23 protein-coding genes are annotated in these 22,577 nt (G+C 27.4%); 22 read left to right on the top strand and 1 reads right to left on the bottom strand.

The window, feature by feature from the left end; all coding sequences use genetic code 11:
- Positions 1-64: 64 nt before the first annotated feature.
- From CRV03_RS03410 to CRV03_RS03370, 9 genes are read left to right on the top strand one after another with little or no spacing between them, the layout of a single operon-like run.
- Positions 65-808 carry a glycosyltransferase family 2 protein gene (locus CRV03_RS03410; protein ID WP_129083744.1) on the top strand — a complete coding sequence of 248 codons (744 nt, stop codon included), beginning with the start codon at positions 65-67 and terminating at the stop codon, positions 806-808.
- The gene (locus CRV03_RS03405; RefSeq protein WP_129083743.1) at positions 798-1,895 is read left to right on the top strand and encodes a glycosyltransferase family 4 protein; all 1,098 of its coding nucleotides are present in this window, start codon (positions 798-800) and stop codon (positions 1,893-1,895) included. The genes CRV03_RS03410 and CRV03_RS03405 overlap by 11 nt, the downstream gene beginning before the upstream one ends.
- Positions 1,896-1,903: 8 nt before the next feature.
- Positions 1,904-2,467, top strand: coding sequence for a YrbL family protein (locus CRV03_RS03400; RefSeq protein WP_129083742.1), 564 nt, complete (start codon positions 1,904-1,906; stop codon positions 2,465-2,467).
- Positions 2,468-2,481: 14 nt separating this feature from the next.
- Positions 2,482-3,255, top strand: a complete 774-nt coding sequence (gene rfbF, locus CRV03_RS03395; protein WP_129083741.1) for a glucose-1-phosphate cytidylyltransferase — start codon at positions 2,482-2,484, stop codon at positions 3,253-3,255.
- Positions 3,255-4,349 carry a CDP-glucose 4,6-dehydratase gene (rfbG, locus tag CRV03_RS03390; protein ID WP_129083740.1) on the top strand — a complete coding sequence of 365 codons (1,095 nt, stop codon included), beginning with the start codon at positions 3,255-3,257 and terminating at the stop codon, positions 4,347-4,349. The genes rfbF and rfbG overlap by 1 nt, the downstream gene beginning before the upstream one ends.
- Positions 4,349-4,903 carry a dTDP-4-dehydrorhamnose 3,5-epimerase family protein gene (locus CRV03_RS03385; protein ID WP_129083739.1) on the top strand — a complete coding sequence of 185 codons (555 nt, stop codon included), beginning with the start codon at positions 4,349-4,351 and terminating at the stop codon, positions 4,901-4,903. Before rfbG ends, CRV03_RS03385 begins: the two co-directional genes overlap by 1 nt.
- Complete coding sequence (locus tag CRV03_RS03380) at positions 4,900-5,787, top strand: NAD(P)-dependent oxidoreductase (protein ID WP_129083738.1); 888 nt, start codon at positions 4,900-4,902, stop codon at positions 5,785-5,787. The genes CRV03_RS03385 and CRV03_RS03380 overlap by 4 nt, the downstream gene beginning before the upstream one ends.
- A gap of 1 nt (position 5,788) precedes the next feature.
- Positions 5,789-7,120 (top strand): lipopolysaccharide biosynthesis protein RfbH, encoded by a 1,332-nt coding sequence (gene rfbH / locus CRV03_RS03375; RefSeq protein WP_129083737.1) that lies wholly within the window; start codon positions 5,789-5,791, stop codon positions 7,118-7,120.
- On the top strand, positions 7,114-8,238 hold the full coding sequence (locus CRV03_RS03370) for a glycosyltransferase (protein ID WP_129083736.1): 1,125 nt from the start codon (positions 7,114-7,116) through the stop codon (positions 8,236-8,238). Before rfbH ends, CRV03_RS03370 begins: the two co-directional genes overlap by 7 nt.
- A 14-nt stretch (positions 8,239-8,252) precedes the next feature.
- On the opposite strand, the gene CRV03_RS03365 is transcribed toward CRV03_RS03370, so the two are convergent.
- Entirely contained in the window at positions 8,253-9,890 is a 1,638-nt protein-coding gene (locus CRV03_RS03365; protein WP_129083735.1) for a phosphoethanolamine transferase, read from the bottom strand.
- 129 nt (positions 9,891-10,019) lie between these two features.
- Here CRV03_RS03365 and CRV03_RS03360 point away from each other — a divergent pair, with 129 nt between their 5' ends.
- The 13 genes from CRV03_RS03360 (at position 10,020) to wecB (ending at position 22,576) form a co-directional block, all read left to right on the top strand.
- The gene (locus CRV03_RS03360) at positions 10,020-10,766 is read left to right on the top strand and encodes a lipopolysaccharide kinase InaA family protein (RefSeq protein WP_129083734.1); all 747 of its coding nucleotides are present in this window, start codon (positions 10,020-10,022) and stop codon (positions 10,764-10,766) included.
- Entirely contained in the window at positions 10,766-11,707 is a 942-nt protein-coding gene (locus CRV03_RS03355) for a glycosyltransferase family 9 protein (RefSeq protein WP_129083733.1), read from the top strand. Before CRV03_RS03360 ends, CRV03_RS03355 begins: the two co-directional genes overlap by 1 nt.
- The gene (locus tag CRV03_RS03350) at positions 11,700-12,641 is read left to right on the top strand and encodes a hypothetical protein (protein ID WP_129083732.1); all 942 of its coding nucleotides are present in this window, start codon (positions 11,700-11,702) and stop codon (positions 12,639-12,641) included. The genes CRV03_RS03355 and CRV03_RS03350 overlap by 8 nt, the downstream gene beginning before the upstream one ends.
- On the top strand, positions 12,642-13,253 hold the full coding sequence (locus CRV03_RS03345; protein WP_129083731.1) for a YrbL family protein: 612 nt from the start codon (positions 12,642-12,644) through the stop codon (positions 13,251-13,253).
- A 1-nt stretch (position 13,254) separates the two neighbouring features.
- The gene (locus tag CRV03_RS03340; protein ID WP_129083730.1) at positions 13,255-14,322 is read left to right on the top strand and encodes a hypothetical protein; all 1,068 of its coding nucleotides are present in this window, start codon (positions 13,255-13,257) and stop codon (positions 14,320-14,322) included.
- A complete protein-coding gene (locus CRV03_RS03335; RefSeq protein WP_258238993.1) occupies positions 14,312-15,256 on the top strand; it encodes a glycosyltransferase family 9 protein in 945 nt (314 codons plus the stop codon). The genes CRV03_RS03340 and CRV03_RS03335 overlap by 11 nt, the downstream gene beginning before the upstream one ends.
- 65 nt (positions 15,257-15,321) lie before the next feature.
- Positions 15,322-15,906: a Wzz/FepE/Etk N-terminal domain-containing protein gene (locus CRV03_RS03330; RefSeq protein ID WP_129083729.1), complete on the top strand. Its 585-nt coding sequence runs from the start codon at positions 15,322-15,324 to the stop codon at positions 15,904-15,906.
- Positions 15,903-16,652 carry a hypothetical protein gene (locus CRV03_RS03325; RefSeq protein WP_129083728.1) on the top strand — a complete coding sequence of 250 codons (750 nt, stop codon included), beginning with the start codon at positions 15,903-15,905 and terminating at the stop codon, positions 16,650-16,652. Before CRV03_RS03330 ends, CRV03_RS03325 begins: the two co-directional genes overlap by 4 nt.
- Complete coding sequence (locus CRV03_RS03320) at positions 16,649-17,851, top strand: glucose-6-phosphate isomerase (RefSeq protein WP_129083727.1); 1,203 nt, start codon at positions 16,649-16,651, stop codon at positions 17,849-17,851. The genes CRV03_RS03325 and CRV03_RS03320 overlap by 4 nt, the downstream gene beginning before the upstream one ends.
- 86 nt (positions 17,852-17,937) lie before the next feature.
- Positions 17,938-19,161, top strand: coding sequence for a nucleotide sugar dehydrogenase (locus CRV03_RS03315; RefSeq protein ID WP_129083726.1), 1,224 nt, complete (start codon positions 17,938-17,940; stop codon positions 19,159-19,161).
- Positions 19,162-19,171: 10 nt separating this feature from the next.
- Positions 19,172-20,416 (top strand): nucleotide sugar dehydrogenase, encoded by a 1,245-nt coding sequence (locus tag CRV03_RS03310; RefSeq protein WP_258238992.1) that lies wholly within the window; start codon positions 19,172-19,174, stop codon positions 20,414-20,416.
- Entirely contained in the window at positions 20,416-21,444 is a 1,029-nt protein-coding gene (locus CRV03_RS03305) for an NAD-dependent epimerase (protein WP_129083724.1), read from the top strand. Before CRV03_RS03310 ends, CRV03_RS03305 begins: the two co-directional genes overlap by 1 nt.
- Entirely contained in the window at positions 21,437-22,576 is a 1,140-nt protein-coding gene (gene wecB, locus CRV03_RS03300) for a non-hydrolyzing UDP-N-acetylglucosamine 2-epimerase (protein ID WP_309109184.1), read from the top strand. Before CRV03_RS03305 ends, wecB begins: the two co-directional genes overlap by 8 nt.
- The last annotated feature ends 1 nt before the right edge of the window (position 22,577 follow it).

Genomic DNA, 22,577 nt, shown 5'->3' with positions numbered 1-22,577 from the left:
TTATATCGAATTTAAATTAAACTTGTTATATAATATATACTATTTTAAGATAAGGTCGCAAGATTTGAAAATCACTGCAAATATAATTACATTAAATGAAGAAAAAAATATAGAGGCTGTAATAAAATCCGTACAAGAAGTTTGTGATGAGGTTTTAGTAGTTGACTCATTAAGTACTGATAGAACTTGTGAAATTGCTGAAAGTTTAGGTGCAAAAGTTATAAAACAAGAGTATTTAGGAGATGGCCCTCAAAAAGCCTTTGGTGAGCCACTTGCAAAATATGATTGGGTACTAAGTATTGATGCTGATGAGAGATTAGATTTAAATGCAATTGAAGAGATTAAAAAACTTGATTTAGATAATACAGAATATGATGGTTTTTCTTTTGCTAGAAAGACTTATGTAGGAGACAACTTTATCAAACTTTGGTATCCAGATAGAGTAACAAGACTTTATAATAGAAACAAGTGTGGATATTCAAAATTAAAAGGTCATGCAAAAGTTGAAGCTAAAAATATTTGTGATTTAAAAGCTGATATGCTTCATTACTCTTATGAAGATTATGTGCAGATGATAAGAACAACTGAAAAATTTATCAAAAGAGGGGCTCAAATTTCATATGATGCAGGAAAAAGAGCAAACTCTTTAGACCCTTTTGTTCACGGAGTAGGGGCTTTATTTAAAGCTTTAGTTCTAAAAGGTGGAGCTTTTCATGGGATTCATGGTTGGAATGTTGCTGTAATTTCTGCATATAGCTCTTATATGAAATATGCTTTAATGCTTGAGATGCAAAAGAATGAAAAATAAAAAGATTTTAGAAGTTTGTTTATCTCCTGATTTAGGTGGTTTAGAACTTTATATGAGTAGATGTACAAATGAACTATCAAAGAGTTTTGATGTTTCGTGTGTAGTCGCTTCAAAATCAAAACTAAAAGATTTCATTCAAGATGTTCAAAAGTTTGAAATAAATAGAAAAAGTAGTTTTTCTATAAGTGCATCTTTAAAATTAGCAAAAATCATTGATAAACAAAATATTGATACTATTCATCTTCATTGGACAAAGGATCTTCCTATTGTTGTTCTTTCTAAAATTTTTTCAAAAAGAAAACCAAAGATTGTACAAACAAGACATATGACAATGACAAGATTTAAAAGTGATTTTTATCATAAATTTTTATATAAAAATATTGATACAATTATTTGTGTTACAAAAGCTTTAGAAGAGCAAATAAAAAAGTTTATTCCTCAAAATATTAGACCTAAAACTTTAACTTTATATCTTGGGGCAAATGAAAGCAAAGCTTTAAATGCTGAAGAAATAAAGGAGTTTAAAAAAGAGTTACAAGTAGCAGACTCTTTTATGTTAGGACTTATTGGAAGAATCAATGAGTTTAAAGGACAACATCTACTTATAGAAGCTATGAAACTTTTAAAAGAGAAAAATTTAAATATCAAAGCATATATTGTGGGTCATGCCATGAGTGATGAGTATTTACAGCAATTAAAACAAAGAGTTATAGATTTTAATTTAGAAGAACAAGTTTTATTTGTAGGTTTTACAAAAGAGCCACATAAGTTTATGCAAGCTTGTGATGTAGTTTTAATGACTTCAAAAAATGAAACTTTTGGTTTAGTTACCATTGAAGCTATGAGAAATGGTAGCTGTGTTATTGGTTCAAACTCTGGTGGAGTTTTAGAAATAATAGATGATGAGAAAACTGGCTTACTATTTGAAAGTGGAAACTATGAAAATTTAGCTTTAAAAATAGAGAAGTTATATAAAGATGAAACTTTAAGAAAAGAGCTTGCAAAAGCAGGTCAGAAAAAAGCAGAAGAGCTTTTTGATAATAAAAAACAGTTTGATAAACTAAGTGAATTTTTTAGCCAACTTTAGGAGAATAAGTGTTATTTTTAAAAGATGAAGATTTTATAGCAAAGGGTAATGAAAGAGCAATATATGTGCACCCTGAAGATGATAACAAAACAGTAAAAGTGACTTATGAAGGTAACCAAAGACAAGAGAGTAAGCAGTCACAAAAAGAAATCTCTTATTATAAAGAGTTAGAAAAAAGAGGAATGAAAAACTTTAAACATCTACCTAAGTTTTATGGTGAAGTTGAAACTAATAAGGGACCTGGGTTTGTTATTGAACTGATTCGTGATTATGATGGTGAAGTTTCTAAAAGTTTTGCTTTTTATCTGAAAGAGAATGGTGTAGAAGCTTATCAAAAAGAGTTAGAAGAGTATAGACAATATTTTTTGGATAACTGTATTATTTTTAATTATGGAATGATGCCTAAAAATATATTGCTTAGAAAAAATAGCGAAACAGATTTTGATTTAGTTTTAATTGATGGCTTAGGAGATGTATCTCATTTTACTTTGCCAAATAAAATTCCATATTTTGCAAGAGGACGAATTAGTAGAAGATGGGAAAAATTTGTAAATAAATATTTATTAAAATAGTAGAAAGGTAAAAAATGAAAGTATTATTATTAGCTGGTGGATTAGGAACAAGATTAGCAGAAGAGACAGATTTAAGACCAAAACCTATGGTTGAAGTTGGAGGAAAACCTATTCTATGGCATATTATGAAAATTTACTCAAAATATGGATTTAATGAATTTGTAATCTTACTTGGATACAAAGGTTACTATATTAAGGAATATTTTGCAAACTATTTTTTACATCAAAGTGATGTAACACTTGATATTTCAACAGGAAAAATGGAAGTATTAAATAATTCTAGTGAACCTTGGAAAATCACACTTCTTGATACAGGAATTGATAGTATGACAGGGGGAAGAGTAAAAAGAGCACAAGATTTTGTAGGAAATGAACCTTTTATGTTAACTTATGGAGATGGAGTAAGTGATATTAATATAGAAGAATTAGTAGAGTTTCATAAATCTCATGGAAAAGCAATGACAATGACATCTGCCCAACCAGATGCAAGATTTGGAGCATTAGAAATCTCTTCTGATAATCAAGTAATTGAATTTAAAGAAAAACCAAAAGGTGAGGGTGGTTGGATAAATGCTGGTTTCTTTGTATGTGAACCAAAAGTTTTTGATTATATCACACAAGGAGATAGTACAATTTTTGAACAAGAACCTTTAATGAATTTAGCAAAAGATGGAGAAATTTATACTTATAAACATGATGGTTTTTGGAAACCAATGGATACTTTAAGAGATAAACAACAATTAGAAAAACTTTGGGAAACAAAAAAAGCACCGTGGAAAGTTTGGTAATGCAAAACTTATTTAGTGGAATATATAAAGATAAAACAGTTTTAGTTACAGGACATACTGGCTTTAAAGGTTCATGGCTTTGTTATTGGTTAGAACAGATGGGTGCAAATGTAATTGGTTATTCTTTAGAAGCTCCAACAACTCCTAATCATATCTCTTTATTAAATCTAAATATCACTTCAATTATCGCTGATATTAGAAATTTAGATAAATTAAATGAAGTTTTTGAAGAGTATAAACCTAATATTGTATTTCATTTAGCTGCTCAGCCTTTAGTAAGATTATCATATGAAAATCCTATTGAAACATATGAAACAAATGTTATTGGTACATTAAAGGTTTTTGAAGCTTGTAGAAAGGCTAATGTTAAAGCCATTGTAAATATTACAAGTGATAAAGCTTATGAAAATAAAGAGTGGGTTTGGGGATATAGAGAAAATGATCCAATGGGAGGATATGACCCTTATAGTTCATCAAAAGGTTGTGCTGATATCTTGGCAAACTCATATAGAGACTCTTATTTTAATATAAAAGATTATAAGAAAAAACATAATACTCTTCTTGCTTCTTGTAGAGCTGGAAATGTAATTGGTGGTGGCGATTGGGCTAAAGATAGATTAATTACTGATATTATGCTTTCTGTTTCTCAAAATAAAAAAGTAAGTATTCGAAGCCCATATGCTACAAGACCTTGGCAACATGTACTTGAACCATTAAGTGGGTATTTAAATATTGGCCAAAAACTTCTTGAAGAAAAAGTAGAGTTTGCTAGTGCTTGGAACTTTGGACCAAGTGATGAGGGAAGTATAACTGTAGAACAAGTAGTAAAAAATGTAAAAAAATATTGGGATAAAATTGATTATGAAATAAATCAAGACCCAAATGCCTTACATGAAGCAAATCTTTTAAAACTAGATTGTTCTAAAGCTCATATATTATTAAAATGGAATGATGTTTGGGATAGTGATACTACTTTTGAAAAAACTGTAAAATGGTATAAATCTTTTTATGAAGAAGAAAAAAATCTTACTAAAGAGGATTTAGAAGCTTATATTGTAGCTGCAAAAACAAAAAAACTAAAGTGGGCAATTTAATGCAAATAGTAGAAACCAAAATACCTGGATTAAAAATATTTGAACCAATGATATTTGAAGATGTAAGAGGAAAATTTATTAAAACTTTTAATAATGATTTTTTTCAAGAACATAATTTAAATATTTCAATAAAAGAGACTTACTATTCAATTTCACATAAAGATGTAATTCGAGGAATGCATTTTCAAACACCTCCATATGATCATATAAAAATTGTTTATGTACCCTTTGGAAAAATATTAGATGTAGTTTTAGATTTAAGAAAAGGTTCTCCTACTTTTGGTAAGAGTTTTAGTATTGAACTATCAAGTGAAAATGGAAAAATCTTAATTATTCCAAAAGGTTTAGCTCATGGATTTAAATCACTTGAAGATAATACTAATGTGACTTATATGCAAACAACAACTTATGCTCCTAATAATGATGAGGGAATAAGATATGACTCTTTTGGTTTTGATTGGCAATGTGGTTCTCCTAAAATATCAGATAGAGATATGTCTTTTAATTCCTTAGAAGAATATGAGAGTAACTTTTTTTATAAGGAAGAAAAGTGAAAATATTAGTAACTGGAGCAACAGGTTTTATAGGACAAAACTTAGTAACACTTTTATTAAAAAAAGATATAGAGATATTTTGTTTAGTTAGAGAAAATAGTGATTGTTCTACAATACATAAAAAAGCAAAAATAATTACATATGATAAAGAAATAGATAGACTACTAGAAGTTTTTGAAAAAGAGAAGTTTGATGGGGTAATACATTTAGCTTCACTTTTTTTATCAGAACACAAAACAAATGATATAGCAAATTTAATTAGTTCAAATATTGAGTTTGGAACAATGGTTTTGGAAGCTTGCAAAAAAAGTGAAGTAAAGTGGTTTATTAACACTGGTACTTTTTGGCAAAACTATGAAAATAAAGATTATAATCCTGTTAATCTTTATGCAGCAACAAAAGAAGCTTTTGAAAATATTGCAAAATATTATACTCAAACTTCAAATCTAATTTTCACTACAATAAAACTAAATGATACTTTTGGCCCAAATGATACAAGAAATAAAGTTTTTAATTTATGGGCAAAAATAGCAATGTCAGGGGAAACACTGGAAATGTCAGCAGGTGAACAAATAATTGATATTTCATATATTGAAGATGTAGTTTTGGCATATGAGATTTTAATTTCTCATTTAAGCTCAAAAGAGGCATTAAGCTTTAAAGATAAAGTTTTTGCTGTTAAGTCTCAAACAAGAGCTAGTTTAAAAGAGTTATCAAAAATATTTGAAAAAGCTACAAATAGTAAACTTAATATTATTTGGGGTGGTAGAGAATATAGACAAAGAGAAGTTATGCAACCTTGGGAAAATGGAGAACTTATTCCATCTTGGAGTCCTAAATATACCTTAGAAGAAGCAATTAAAAAAACTATTGGAGAATTATAAAATGACAAGAGAAGAAGAATTAAAACAAGAGATATTAAATAAAACAAAAGAGTACTATGAGTTAGTACATAAACCAAGTTTAAATCAAGAATTTGTTGAGGGTAAAAGTAGAGTAAATTATGCAGGTAGAGTTTTTGATGAAACAGAGTTACAATATTTAGTAGATAGTTCTTTGGACTTTTGGTTAACTTATGGAGATTATTCTAAAAAGTTTGAAAAACAACTTGCAAAATATCTTAATGTAAGATGGACTTTTTTAGTAAACTCAGGAAGTAGTGCAAATCTTTTAGCTTTTTATGCTTTAACATCTCCACTATTGAAAGAGAGACAAGTAAGAAGAGGTGATGAGGTTATTACTGTTGCAGCTGGTTTCCCGACAACAATTGCTCCAATAGTACAATATGGAGCAGTTCCTGTATTTGTAGATATGGAATTAACTCATGCAAATATTGATGTTACTGAATTAGAAAAAGCTTTAAGTCCCAAAACAAAAGCAATTATGATTGCACATACTTTAGGAAATCCATTTAATTTAAAAGCAGTAAAAGAGTTTGCCACTAAACATAATTTATGGTTAATTGAAGATAACTGTGATGCTTTAGGTTCTTTATATGAAGGTAGACCTACTGGAACTTGGGGAGATATTGGAACTTCAAGTTTTTATCCTCCTCATCATATGACAATGGGAGAAGGAGGTGCAACATATACAGATAATCCTCTTCTTAAAAAAATCATGCTTTCTCTTAGAGATTGGGGTAGAGATTGTTGGTGTGAAAGTGGAGTAGACAATACATGTAATAGAAGATTTACTCAACAGTTTGGTTCTTTACCTGTTGGATATGACCATAAGTATGTATATTCTCACTTTGGTTTTAATTTAAAAGTATCTGATATGCAAGCAGCTGTAGGATGTGCACAATTAGAAAAATTCCCTTCATTTGTTGAAAAAAGAAAAGAAAATTATAAAAAACTTTATGATGGATTAAAAGATGTTAAAGAGATTCAATTAGTAGAAGCTCAGCCAAATAGTGATCCTAGTTGGTTTGGTTTTATGATGACTTTAACAGAAGAAGCAAACTTTACTAGAAATAATATAGTAGAGTATTTAGAAAATAGTAATATTCAAACAAGAAATTTATTTGCAGGTAATATTTTAAGACATCCTATTTTTGATCATTTAGAAGAAGATGTAGATTATAGAGTTATTGGTGATTTACCTAATACAGAAAAGATAATGAATGATAGTTTTTGGATAGGAGTATATCCAGGAATGAGTGATGAAAAATTAGAATATATGATTAAAAAGATAAAAGAGGCTACTATTAAATGTTAGAAAAAAAACGTGTTTATATCATAGGAAACTTAAGAGGTTCTACAAGAGCAAGATTATTACTTGATTTTGTTTCGGGTTCTAACAAATATAGCTTTTCCTATGATGATACACATTTTTTTAAGGTAAATAGTAAAAATTTATTAAAAAAAGCATTTTTACTTTTACCTAATTTTTTAAACTCATTAAGTAGTTTTTCTAAATTTCTTATCTCTGATATTATTTTTATATTACCAATGGGAAAAATCAGTTTTTTAAAATTAAAACTTGCAAAATTAATGAATAAAAAAGTTGTTACTGAGTTTTACATTTCTAAATATGATACTTATGTTAATGATAAAAAAAGAGTTGATAAGAATAGTAAAAATGCATTAGCTCTTAAAAAGTTTGACCAAAATATTATTGATTTAAGTAGTGATTTAATTTTTTTAAATAACTCAGAAAAAGAGTATTATTTAGATGTAGTACAACGAAGTAATACAACAACTAAAATACATTTAATTCCTCTTGCTACAGAATCAAAAATGATAGCACAATTAAATTATGCAAATTTAAAAACAAAAAAATTAATTTTATGTTGGTGGGGAAGTTATATCCCTCTTCATGGTTTAGATAAAATTATTGAATCTGCAAAGTATTTAAAACAAAGTGATATTTCTTTTGAGTATCATCTTTTTGGAACAGCTGATAAGAAAGCAGTTTCTTATCAAAAAATGATTGATGAGTTAGAATTAAATGATGTTGTAAAAATTGATAATACAAAAACTTTTGCAGATAAATCTTTAGATAAGTTTTTGATTGAAAATTGTGATATTGCCTTTGGTAATTTTGGAGATAGTGAAAAAGCAAAAGTAGTAATGGTAAATAAAGCTGTTGAAGCAGTTTCTATGAAAATACCTGTTCTTTCACAAAAAACAAAAGCCTTAGGCGAATATTTTGAAAATGAAGAAACTATGTTTTTTTGTGAGCCTAGTCCAGAAGAAATGGCAAAAACTATTTTTAAAATTTCTAATAATCTAGAGTTAATTAAAAGTGTTTCAAAAAAAGGGTTTAGTTTATATCAGAAAAGATTTTCGAAAGAGGCTTATATTGAGGATATTCAAAAGATTTTAGAATCTTAATACTAATAGAGTATTTACTCTATTAGTGTTTTTGTTTGATTGTTATTTTCATCAAAAGATATTTTTAAAATTCCTGATAATCCTGAGATATCTGAATCACATACAAAGTAATCTTCTCTTACATTAAAATAATCATACTTTTCTTCATATCCTAAAAGATTACTAACTACATTCCCCATTTGATAATGTGAAATAAATTCAAAATCAGAGAATTTATCTTTTAATACTTTTGCATTATTAATTCCATAAACAAAGAATGGTACTTGATATACAGCATCATAATTTAATCTTCCATGCCCTTGTCTATTTGGATCTCCAACATTTGAAGCATGGTCAGAAGTAAAAATAAAATAAGTTGGTCTATTCGTTTTTTCTTTTACTTTTTTTACTAATTGAGAGATAATATAATCTGTATAGTGAATTGAGTTTGCATAATCAATTGTATTTTGAATAATTGTTTTATCTTCTATGTTTTCTTTTGTAAAGATTTCAAACTCTTTTGGAAAAGTATCTATAAAAGGAGTATGAGAAGCTCTTTGTTGTAGAGCAACAAAACTAGGTTTTGAAAAATCAACTTGCTCAATTTTATCAAGTAAAAATGTATCTAAAGCTGGCTTGTCAATATCTTTTGTAACACTTGTTCCATCAACATAATCGTCAATCCATTTTGTACAAATATAGCTTTTTAGTTGAGCTAATTGATCTTGTGCTTGTGAACTATAAAAGTGTGTTTGAAAACCATTGTTTTTCGCCATTTTAAATAGGCAAGTATTTGTTGAAATAATTTGAGGAACACCATCTGGTCTTTTAATAATATTGAAAAAAGATGGTACAGCAACATCTGTTACAACACCTGATGCAATACCTTTTTTATATACAAAATTTCCATCATTTTTTATTGAATCTAAAAATGGAGTAGTTTTTATTTTATAATCATATAAAGACATAAAATTTCTATTTAAAGACTCACCCATAATCATAATAATATTAACATCTGGATTTTTAGTAAGTAGATTTGGAGTAGGGATTACAGGTTGTTCTAGACCACTATTACCCATAGCCTTTTTAGGTAGAATATTTCCAAATAAATAACCTAAGTTTACAACTGTGTTTTTAAGAGGGTAGTATTCAACATTTGGTCTATGACCTTTTTTTGAATCTTTTACATAAACTCTTACTGGAACAAAAATTATAAAAGCAATTATAACAAAAGATAAAAATGGAATTTTAAGTCTTTTTTCTTCAGAATTTCTTAGTAAATAATATATACTAATTAATAAAATTAAAATCATTATTGTAGGAATTATTCCTATTTCAGCAACTGTTCTAAAAGTATCATATGTTTCTTGGAATTTAGTAAAGAATAGTAAATACTCTAGTGGGAAAATCCATGTTCCAAAATATGCAAAGTGTAAAATCTGGAACCAAACAAAAGCAGCAATTATAATATATGTAATAAGAATAGCTCTAGTTTTTACTATTGAAACAATAAGAAGATTTATTGCAAACTGTTCTACAATACTTTTGGGTGTAAGATTAAAAGATAAAATATCATTGTATATTCTGTAAATTTGTTCAACCGCTATAAATAAGGCTGTAATTATAAGTGCTATAAAAACATTATATAGTAGTTTTGATATAAAGTTATTCATTAAAGTCCTTCTAAAAATATGGGCTTGAATAATACTTAAAAAAATATTAAATTATAATAAGTAATTATTTAATAAAATCAAATGAGTTTTTTGATAAAATATTATTACTTATAACACTTAAGGAAAAAGTTGAACTTCAAATTTGAACTAAATGAACAATATAAAAATACAAAAGATTTTTTGCTAAATATAAAAAAATATTTCCAAGAAAACTCAAATACTATTCATAAAGCAAGAAATGAATTAAAAGTAATTAATTATAAAGATGTGCAAACAGTTGTAAAAGCTTTTAGAATACCAAATAAAGTAAATCAAATTGTTTACGCATATTTTAGAGATTCAAAGGCAAAAAAATCATATAAAAATGCAGTGAAATTAAGAAGCTTAGGTTTAAATACACCAGAACCAATAGGATATATAGAATTTTATAGAAACTTTTTATTTAAAGAGAGTTTTTTCATAGCAAAAAAATATGAGTATGATTTTACAATTAGAGAACCTCTTAGAAATAAGAGTCTAGCAAATAGAGAAGAGATTATAAAGAGGTTTGTAGAGTTTACTTTTAATCTACATAAAAACAATGTTTATCACAAAGATTTTTCAGCAGGTAATACTTTAGTTTCAATCAAAGATGAAACTTACGAGTTTTCTGTAGTAGACATAAATAGAATGGAATTTAAAACTATTGATTTAGAGACTGGACTTGATAATTTTGCAAAGCTTTGGTTAGATGAAGATGATATTATCTTAATTGCAACTACTTATTCACAGCTTGCGAATGTTGAAAAAGATACTGCAATAGATATTTTAAAAAAGTGTGATAAAAAACTTAAAGACTTTGTAGAGTTTAAAAGAAAAATAAGAGGTAAGAAATAGTGAATCTTCTTATTACTAGACATGATAAAATCGGTGATTTTGTAGTAACACTGCCTCTTTTTAAAGCAATAAAAGAACAGTATCCAAATACAAAGTTAACAGCACTTGTAAGTAAAATAAACTTTGACCTTGCAAAAGAGATTGACTTTATTGATGATGTGATTTTATTTGATAAAAATAATTTAAATAAAACCTTAGTAGAAATCAAAGAGAAGAAATTTGATGTAAGTATTAGTGCTTATATAGATACGGTATTGGGAAAACTTCTTTTTAAAAGTGGCATAAAAATAAGAGTTGCACCAGCTACAAAGATTGCTCAAATCTTCTTTACTAAAAGAATAAAACAAAGAAGAAGTCAAGTTGAAAAAACAGAATGGCAATATAATTTAGATTTGGCAAAAGCCATTTTCCCTAATATTGACTTATCATTTTCAAGACCATTAATTAGAACTCATTCTTCATTTCAAGCCACAAAAAAAAGAGTGATTCTTCATCCTGGTTTTGGTGGTAGTAGTGATGGAAATTTATCTTTAGATGATTATATTAAACTTGCAAGAAAAGCCCTTCAAACTTCATACAAAGTTGTTTTTACTTTTGGACCAGATGATAAATCTTCTAAAGAGTATATTTCTTCAAGGTTAAGTCCTCAAGAAAAACAAAAAATAGAACTTTTTGATTCAAGGATACCTTTGTATGAGTTTACTAAATATATAGCCTCATCCTATCTTTTTATTAGTACTTCAACGGGACCTATGCATTTAGCAGGGGCAACAAATACAAAAACAATCTCTTTTTTTGGAGACTCTTTATTTGCTAGTTCAAAAAGATGGGCAACGATAAGTGAAGAACAAAATCAAAATAACTTTATGCTTTCAAGTGACTATTCAAAAGAAAAGTATAAAGAAATAGAAAATTGTTTAATGGAATTATTAAGTGAATAAAGAGAATATATTTTTAGATGATAGTCTATTTTTAAAATTGACTAGAAAAGCTGAGAAGAAAAATTTAGAGTTTAGTTCAGAAAATAATAGAATTAATATTAAAAGTAAAGATTTAGATAGCTTCTTTAAAATTTTATTTAGATTTTGTTCTAGAAATAAATTTTGCTTTTCTATATTTAAAAATGAATTTGATTTTTTTACTATTGAAATATACAATACAAAAGAGATAGAGTCTTTTTTTATTAAGGTTCAATACTCTTACGATATTTCAAAAGAGAAAATAAAATTTAAAAAAGAGTTTAATAAGTATAAAAAAAGAAGAATTTATCCAATTGTTGGTCCTGATGGTGTAGGTAAAACAACTTTATTAACTTCTGCTATTGATATAAAGCAAAAAAACATTTTATATAAAAGATTTAAGAAAATCGTAAGACGTTCTATAATTTATAATTTAATGTATCCCATCAATAGATTTTTTTTAAAGAGAAAACTGGGTAAAAAACCTGAAAAAGACCAGCATGATGATGTACACTATTTCTTGATTTTATTAGCAGGTATATTTTATTACCCTTATTTAGTGTTTAACTCAAAGTTTAAAAACAAGATAGTTTTTGTAGATAGGTTTTTCAATGACTATTTACTAGAAAACATCTCTTTTTTAGATAAAAAAACAATTTTACGAAAAAACTGGAATAAACTTTTATCTATGATTCCTACTGTTTTTTGGACAATTCATTTAGATGCAAAACCCAAAACTATATTAAGCAGAAAAGATGAGTTGAAAAAAAGAGATGTTAAAAAATATAAAAAGTACAACTTTAAAATATATCTTGCAAAACCATCTTTTGTTTATACATATATTAATACAGATTTAGAATTAGATGATTGTAAATTTTTTTTAGAACATACATATAATAAAGTATTGGAGAAGTAGGTGATTACTCTAAATAAAAATTTACTTATTGCGAAAGGTGGAGAAAGAGATTGTTATCTTCATCCAGATGACAGTACTAAAGTTATTAAAACTCTTCACAAAAAAGATGAGCACAATAATCAAAATGAATTAGAATATTCATATATGAAATATATAAAAAAAAGAAAAAATATAGACTTATCACAGGTGACAGATTGTTATGGTTATGTAAATACGAACTTAGGCAAGGGACTTGTTTTTGATAGAGTTTTAGATTTTGATGGAACACCTAGTAAAAGTTTTAGATACTACTTAGCAAATAAAATAATCCCTTTAGATGAGCAAGAAAAGCTGATTAATGAATTAAAAAACTATTTAGAAAAAAACCTAATCTTATTTGTAGATACAAGTCTAACTAATATATTTTGTCCTAAAGTTTCAGACAATAGTTACAAACTAATAATAGTAGATGGCTTAGGTGCTAAAAGAACAGGTATAAAATTTACACTTTATAAGGCTTCAAAGACATATACTAAGTATAAGATAAAAAGACAGTGGGATAAGTTTATGAAAATGTATGAAAAGGACGTGAAAAGAGCGAAATTAGGCAAACGTCCTTTTACAAGGCTTTAATATGAATAAAGCACCTTTTTTCTGGGATAAATATTCCGACCAACCAAGTGTAATAAAAGATAAGACTTACAAAAAAAACATGAGAAAAAAGTATATATTGGATTATATCAAAATGCTTTTTTCTTCACTTTTGATTTTGCCTCTTGCAATTTTAGTAATGAAGCTATTTCGAGGTATAGAACAACTTTCAAATAAAGACTTTATAGGTCTTGGAGTAAATTTAGATAAAGATGATGGAAATAATATACAACAAGAACTTATAGAAGAACTTGGTGTTAAAAATCTTATCATTAGAATACCTCTTTGGGATATGCAAAATATTGATTCTTATGTAGAGTTTGCAAAAAGCTTTAATCAAAACTCACCTAAAAATATTTTACTAAATATTATGCAAGATAGAGCACATATTGAAGATAAAGAACTTCTAAAAAAAGATTTAGAACTTATATTTTCAAAGTTTAATTCTTTTGTAAATGAGTGTCAAATAGGTACTACTATAAACAGAGCAAAATGGGGATTCTTTGCTGTAAAAGAGTATTTAGAAGTTTTTAAAGTAGCCCAAAAGATAAGAAATGAAAAATTTAAAGACTTAAAGTTAATAGGACCTAGTACTATAGATTTTGAGTACTATTACAATGTTAGGGCTATGTTTAACTTATATAATATAAAGTATGATAAAGTAAGTTCTCTTTTATATGTAGATAGACGTGGAGCTCCTTCAAATACACAGTATGGTTTTTTTGATACAAAAAATAAGATTGACTTACTATATTCTTTGTGTAAACTTTCACCTAAAACAAATGATGAGGTATATATTACAGAAGTAAATTGGCCTCTTTCAAATACTGCTCCTTATGCCCCAACAAGTGAACATGAGTGTGTTTCTAATGAAGATTATTCCAAATATATGGTTGAGTATTTAGAAACAGTAAAAAGAAGTAAAAAAATACAAAAGGTTTACTGGCATCAACTTATCGCACCTGGATATGGTTTAGTTGATAATAGAGATGGTAAAATAGTTAAATTACCACAATTTTATGTGTTGAAAGAGTTTTTAAATGAAAAATAAAATGAAGATTGAAAAAATATTTATAGAGATACCAACTTGGCTTGGAGATGCAATTATGACAACTCCTGCTATACAAAACTTGATAAAAACATATCCAGATGCAAAGATAGTTCTTCTTGGTTCTTTTGTGTCAACTCAAGCATTAGGAAACTTTAAAAATATAGAAAAAGTAATAGTTGATAATACCAAAAAAGAAGGAAATAGATATCTAAATCTTTATAAGTTAGCTAAACAAATAGGAAAAGTTGATTTAGCTCTTTCTTTTAGAAGAAGCTTTTCTTCTAAGTTTATGATGTTTTTTATAAATGCAAAAAAGAAGTTTAATTATAAAAGATTAGAGAAAGAGCAGATTCATCAAGTATTAAGATACAATGATTTTGTAAATCATGTTTCAAACTTAGATAATAAAGCAGGAGATTTAAAACTATATTTTTCTGCTTATAAATATCCTAACCTAACTCTTGGAATAAATCCTGGAGCTACATATGGGAGTGCAAAGAGATGGTATCCAGAAGAGTTTGCAAAAGTAGCAATAGATATGTCAAAAACTCATGATATAATTATTTTTGGAGGACCTTCTGAGACTGATATTGCAAAAGATATTGAAAAAGAGCTTTTATCAAAAGGAATTAAAAACTATCAAAACCTTGCAGGAAAAACTACAATACCAGAACTTATAGAAAAAATAGCAGGTTTAGATGTTTTTATTACAAATGATTCTGGACCTATGCATGTAGCAGCTGCGTATAAAGTTAAAACAGCAGCTATCTTTGGGCCAACAAGATTTAAAGAAACAAACCAATGGAATAATCCAAATGAAAATATAATAACAAAAAACTTAGAGTGTGCACCTTGTATGAAAAGGGCCTGTCCTCTTAAACATCAGAACTGTATGAAGCTAATAACTGCACAAGATGTTTTAAAAGTTTTGTAGTAATTTAAAAGTAATATTATTTTAATAGGGTATAATAGAGTTTATTATTACATTTTAGGAGATTTATGCAGCAAAATAGAGAATATATTTCAGAAGATGAAATTGATTTAAGAAAATTATTTAAAACATTGTGGTCATATAAAAAGATTATTATTCTTTTTACAAGTTTAGTTGTAATGCTTTCAGTTGCTTATGTAATGACTTTAAATCCTAAACCTATATATAAAGGTTCCCTTTTAGTTGAAATAGGGGAATATAAAACTACTGAAAATACATTTATAAATGTAGATAATACAAATAATTTAAAGGTTATATTAGAAGATAAATTTAATGTAAATATCTCTACTCCTAAAAGAACAAACTCTTTACTTGAAATAATAGTAAGTAACACAAATAAGAGTAAAATAGAAGAAGTTATAAATCAAACTTACAACTTTGTAATAGAAAGACATACAGAAAAGTTAAAAACATATGAAAAATACATTCCTACTAAAAAAGTAAGTGAAATTAATATATCTGATGAACCTATAAATAAATCAAAGAAAAAACTTATAGTTACAGTTGCTTTTGTGACAGGGTTTATTCTTTCTATTTTCTTAGTTTTTTTTATAGAGTTTATAAAAAGTATAAAAAAGGAAGACAACGTTTGATTTACGATTTTTGGAAAAACTATCAAGATATTTTATCTTATGATCAAGCATTAGCATTTGATTATAGGCTTGATAATATTGTATTAAAGCTTAATGAATTTTTTCAAAGACTTTTGGTGGAGCCAATTGTGAAAGAAGAGATTACTTTGTATTTAGCTGGGTCATGTATAAAATCAGATATCTTTAGAGATTTAGATATGTTTTTCCCTATATCAGAAGATAGAGAGCTTATGAATAATGCTTTAAATAAAGACTATTTTGAGTATGAAAATAACTCGTATACATATAGATATAAAAATGACATTTATCAACTGGTTTTTAGAGAAAAATTTAAAAATTCTACCTTACAAGAACTTGTTGAAGGTTTTGATTTTGATTCAACAAAAGTTGCTTTTGAGTGTACTTATAATACAAGAAAAAGACTTCTTACTGTAGTCTCTTGTGAAATGAGACAAGAGTTTATAACCTATATAAATACGAGAGTAAATAATCTTTCTAAAGTTAGTGTGAATCCTTTTGTATCTTTACAACGATCTATTCATTTTTTAAAGCGTGGGGATGATGTACCATATGCAACTTTTTTAGATATCTGTGAAAAGATAGCAGAGCTAAAAATAAAAGAAAATGAAAATATAGAAAAACATTTTGATAGACTTCAAGGAAATCCAAATAAGTTAGAAAATATTAAAGATGCTATATCAAACTTTATTGAACACAAGATAGAAGAGATTGAGGAAAAGAAGTGAAGTATCAAAAAAGCTTTTATCAAATAAAATCAAATGAAGAAATTTTTGAAAAGATTAAAAAAGAGAAAGAGACAATAGGTTATTACAATCTTCCTTTCCAAGATACAAAAGAAATTAAAAGTTTTGCAAAAAATGTAAAACAAAAACATATTGTAGTAGTTGGTATTGGAGGAAGTTCTTTAGGTACTTTTGCTATTCATCATTTTTTAATAGATAAAGAAAATGATAAAAAACTTCACTTTTTAGAGTCAACTGACCCAATTGATTTACAAAGAAGAATAAAAAAGATTGATTTAGAAGATGCATTATTTATAGTTATTTCAAAATCTGGAACAACAATTGAAACAATATCTATTTTAAAATACTTATCTTCTAAGGTAGAGTTAAATAATATTAACACAGTATGTATAACTGAAACAGATAGTAAGCTAAGTACTTTTGCAAAATCAAAAGATATAAAAATATTTGATATCCCCAAGAATGTAGGTGGAAGATTTTCTGTTTTTTCAAATGTTGGCTTACTTCCACTTGCTATTATGGGTTTAGATATAGATAAGTTACTAAAAGGTTGTCAAGATATTTATAATAGTTTTTTTGAAAAAGAAGATTACTATTCAATTATTATGGAAAAAGCAAGATTTATAGTTGAAAATAAAAATAGATTTAATATAAATGTAGTTTTCTCTTATTCATCTTTACTAGATGGTTTTAATGAATGGTATGTACAACTTTGGGGTGAAAGTCTAGGAAAAATAAATATAAATGGTACAAAACAAGCTCTAACTCCAGTAGGCCTTTTGGGACCCGTTGATCAACACTCTTTTTTACAACTAATTATGGAAGGTAAAAGAGATAAAACAGTAACTTTTATTAAGATTGAAGATTTCAATGATGATTTAACTATTCCAAATGTTTCCTTAGAAGGATTGGAAGAACTTGATTATTTAAATGAGGTAAAGTTTAAAGACTTAATAAACAAACAAGCAGATTCAACTATTCAAGCAATTGAAGATTTAAAAGATGTACCATATGATGTAATTACAATTCAATCACAAGATGAATACAATATAGGAAAACTTATGTTTACTTATGAATTATTAACTTCTATAGTAGGAAGTTTTGTTCAAATAAACACTTATGATCAACCAGGTGTAGAAGCTGGAAAAATTATATTAAAGAATAGCTTGAAAAGAAAATAATATAACAAACTTGTAAGAAGAAAATAGCTAAAATTACAAATTGAAATTAAAATAAAATATAGATAATATCAAGGATAAAATTATTAATGCTTAATAATAAGTCATATAAAATAGCAATAGCAGGCACTGGATATGTAGGTCTATCAAATGGACTACTTCTTGCACAACATAATGAAGTAGTAGCATTAGATATAGTTCCAGAAAAAGTGGAATTATTAAATAATAAAAATTCACCTATTGAAGATAAAGAGATAGAAGAATATTTATTAAAAGATGATTTAAACTTTAAAGCAACTCTTGATAAAAAAGAGGCATATAAAAATGCAAACTATATTATCATAGCTACACCAACAGACTATGACCCTGAAACAAACTATTTTAATACAAAATCAATAGAGTATGTAGTACAAGATGTTCTTGATATAAACCCAAAAGCTACAATGGTAATAAAATCTACTATCCCTGTAGGATATACAAAATCATTAAGAGAAAAGTTTAGTACAAATAATATTATTTTTTCACCAGAATTTTTAAGAGAAGGAAAAGCATTATTTGATAATCTTTATCCTAGTAGAATAATTGTAGGTGAAAAATCAGAACGTGCTACAATCTTTGCAAATCTTTTAGCACAAGGTGCTATAAAAGAAAATATAGATATTCTTTTTACAGACTCAACAGAAGCAGAAGCAGTAAAGCTTTTCTCAAATACATACTTAGCTATGAGAGTAGCATACTTCAATGAACTTGACTCATATGCTCAAACTCATGACTTAGATACAGAAGAAATCATCAAAGGTGTAGGCTTAGATCCAAGAATTGGAACTCACTATAACAATCCTTCTTTTGGATATGGTGGTTACTGCTTACCAAAAGATACAAAACAACTAAGAGCTAACTATGAAGATGTACCGTCTAACTTGATAGGAGCTATAGTGGAATCAAACACTACTAGAAAAGATTTTATAGCTGATAGTATTATTAAAAAACTTCATATAACACCACAAAATACTACAAATATAGATACAAATAAAAAAGTAGGTATTTTTAGACTTGTTATGAAACAAGGAAGTGATAACTTTAGAAGCTCTGCAATAGCAGGAGTAATTAAAAGAATCAAAGCAAAGGGAATAGAGGTAGTAATCTATGAACCAAACTTTAGTGAAGATACATACTTTAATTCAAAAGTTATAAAAGACATAAATGAGTTTAAAAAAGTAAGTGATGTAATCGTTGCAAATAGATTAGAAGATAGCCTAACTGATGTATCAGATAAGATATATACTAGAGATATCTTTAATAGCGATAGTTAAGGGAGTTTTTTTGGAAAAAATATGTGTATTAGGACTTGGTTATGTTGGTTTACCTCTAGCTCATGCATTTTCAAGTAAATATCAAGTTATAGGTTTTGATATAAATAAACAAAGAGTAGAAGAATTAAATAATAATTATGATAGAACAGAAGAATTAAGTACTATCCAGCTAAAAGAGGCTTTTACTAATGGTATTAAATTTACAGAAAATTTAGATGAAATCAAGAATTGTAATATTTATATTATAACTGTACCAACTCCTATTGATAAATATAATAAACCTGATCTTTCTCCACTTATAAAATCTTCACAAACTATAGGAACTATACTTAAAAAAAATGATATTGTTATTTATGAGTCTACTGTATATCCTGGTGTTACAGAAGAGGTTTGTGTTCCAGAACTTGAAAAAGAGTCAGGTATGAAATTTAATAAAGATTTTTTCTGCGGTTATAGTCCTGAAAGAATAAATCCTGGAGACAAAGAACATACAGTTACAAAAATACTTAAAGTAACAGCAGGTTCTACACCTGAAATAGCAGATAAAGTAGATAACCTTTATTCTTCTATTATTACTGCTGGTACATATAAATGCAGTTCTATAAAAGTAGCGGAAGCCTCAAAAGTTATTGAAAATACTCAAAGGGATGTTAATATAGCTTTAGTAAATGAATTATCGCTTATTTTTAATACAATGAATATAAATACAAATGAAGTCATTGAAGCTGCAGCTACAAAGTGGAATTTTATTAAATTAAAACCTGGTCTTGTTGGCGGACATTGTATAGGAGTTGATCCTTATTATCTAACATATAAAGCAGAAGAGTTAGGATATAAACCAAACCTTATTTTAGGTGCAAGACAAATAAACAATGGGATGTCTAAATATGTAGCAGAACGAACAATAAAGCTTATGATACAAAAAGGTTTACCAATAAAAGATTCAAAAGTACTTATTCTAGGAATTACTTTTAAAGAAAATTGTCCTGATGTAAGAAATACAAAGGTTATTGATATCATATTAGAGATGAGAGAATATGGCTGTAGTATAGATGTTCACGATCCTTGGGCAGATAAAGAAGAAGTGAATCTAGAGTATAATATTGATATAGAAGAGAATTATAATATAGATGATTATAAGGCAGTGATATTAGCTGTAGGACATGATGAGTATAAAAATTTAAAAATATCAAATGAAAATAAAGTGATATTTGATATTAAATCAATACTACCTAATGCAGATGGAAGACTATAATGAAAATTCTTGTGACAGGTACTGCTGGTTTTATAGGCTTTCATTTAGCAAAAAAACTTCTTGAAAGAGGAGATGAAGTAGTAGGACTTGATAATATAAATGACTACTATGACGTTAATCTAAAATATGCAAGATTGAATGAGCTTGGAATTTCACAAAATGAAATCACATCAAATAAATTGATAAAAAGTGATAAATATTCTACTCATAAGTTTATAAAAATGGATTTATCTAATACAAATGATATAAATGCACTTTTTGAAAAAGAGAAGTTTGATGCAGTATGTAACCTAGCAGCACAAGCAGGAGTAAGATACTCTTTAGAAAATCCTCATGCATATATTGATAGTAATATTAAAGGTTTTATGAATATCCTTGAAGCTTGTAGAAACTATGATGTTAAAAACTTATCTTATGCAAGTAGTAGTTCTGTGTATGGGTTAAATAAGTCTCAGCCATTTAAAACTACAGATAAAACAGATACCCCAATAAGTCTTTATGCCGCAACAAAAAAGTCAAATGAACTTATGGCACATACTTATTCTCATCTTTATGATATTAAAGCTACTGGACTACGATTTTTTACAGTTTATGGTCCATGGGGAAGACCAGATATGGCACCAATGCTTTTTGCTGATGCAATTACAAATGATAGACCAATTAACGTATTTAATCATGGAAATATGAGTAGAGACTTTACTTATGTAGATGATATAGTAGATGGGATTATAAAAGTAATTGATAATCCAACTAATTATAATGTATATAATATAGGAAATAATGCCCCTGTGTCATTAATGGAGTTTATAGAGACTCTTGAAAATTCAATAGGTAAAGAGGCTACAAAAAACTTCATGCCTATTCAAGATGGTGATGTAGAAAGTACATATGCAGATGTGAGTGGTTTAATTAATGACTTTGATTATAAGCCAGATACAAAACTAAGTGATGGTATTGAAAAGTTTGTAACTTGGTATTTAGAGTTTTTTTGGTATGAAAAAGATGGGAGTAAAATAAAAAATGATTAAAAGAATATTATTAGTATTTGGTACAAGACCTGAAGCTATCAAAATGGCTCCACTTGTAAAAGCACTTGAACAAGATAAAAATATTGATTCAAAAGTATGTGTTACAGCACAGCATAGAGAAATGCTTGATCAAGTATTAGAACTTTTTGATATAAAACCTGATTATGATTTAAATCTTATGAAGCCAGGTCAAGGTTTGTATGACATTACTTCAAGTGTACTTTTGGGGATGAAAGGTGTGTTATATGAATTTAAACCTGATGTTGTTTTGGTTCATGGTGATACTACAACTACAAGTTCGGCTTCACTTGCAGCTTTTTATCAGCAAATAAAAATAGGACATGTGGAAGCAGGACTTAGAACAGGTGATATTTATAGCCCTTGGCCAGAAGAAGCGAATAGGCAAATAACAGGAGTATTGTCAAATTACCACTTTGCTCCGACAACTACAAGTCAAAATAATCTTTTAAAAGAAAATAAAGACCCTAAAAATATAATAGTAACTGGAAATACAGTTATCGATGCACTCTTTTTAGCACTTGAGAAAATAAAAAATAATAATGAACTAGAAAATAAAATTTTACAATCACTAATCAAAAATAACTATTCTCTGAAAGGTGATAGAAGGATCATACTTGTAACTGGTCATAGAAGAGAAAATCATGGTCAGGGCTTTATAAATATTTGTGAAGCTTTAAAAATAATCGCCATCAATAATCCAGACATAGATATAGTGTACCCTGTACATCTAAATCCAAATGTTCAAAAACCAGTAAAAGATATACTTTCAAATACATCAAATGTGTACCTAATAGAACCACTCCAATATGAACAGTTTATTTATATGATCAACAATTCTTACTTTATAATCACAGATAGTGGTGGTGTGCAAGAAGAAGCACCATCTTTAGGTAAACCAGTTCTTGTAATGAGAGATACAACAGAAAGACCAGAAGCAGTGGAAGCAGGAACAGTAAAACTTGTAGGTACAAATAAAGAAACTATCATCAATGAAGCTCAAAGACTATTACATGATAGAAATGAATATAGTAATATGAGTAAAGCACATAATCCATATGGAGATGGAAAAGCTTGTCAAAGAATATTAGAATTTTTAAAAGAGGTTAAATAGT

Origin of the sequence: Arcobacter sp. F155 (genome assembly GCF_004116455.1) — a bacterium.
In the GTDB taxonomy this organism is placed as follows: domain Bacteria; phylum Campylobacterota; class Campylobacteria; order Campylobacterales; family Arcobacteraceae; genus Halarcobacter.
The sequence above is the reverse complement of the archived record's forward strand: the minus strand, read 5'-3'. Positions and strand labels throughout refer to the sequence as shown.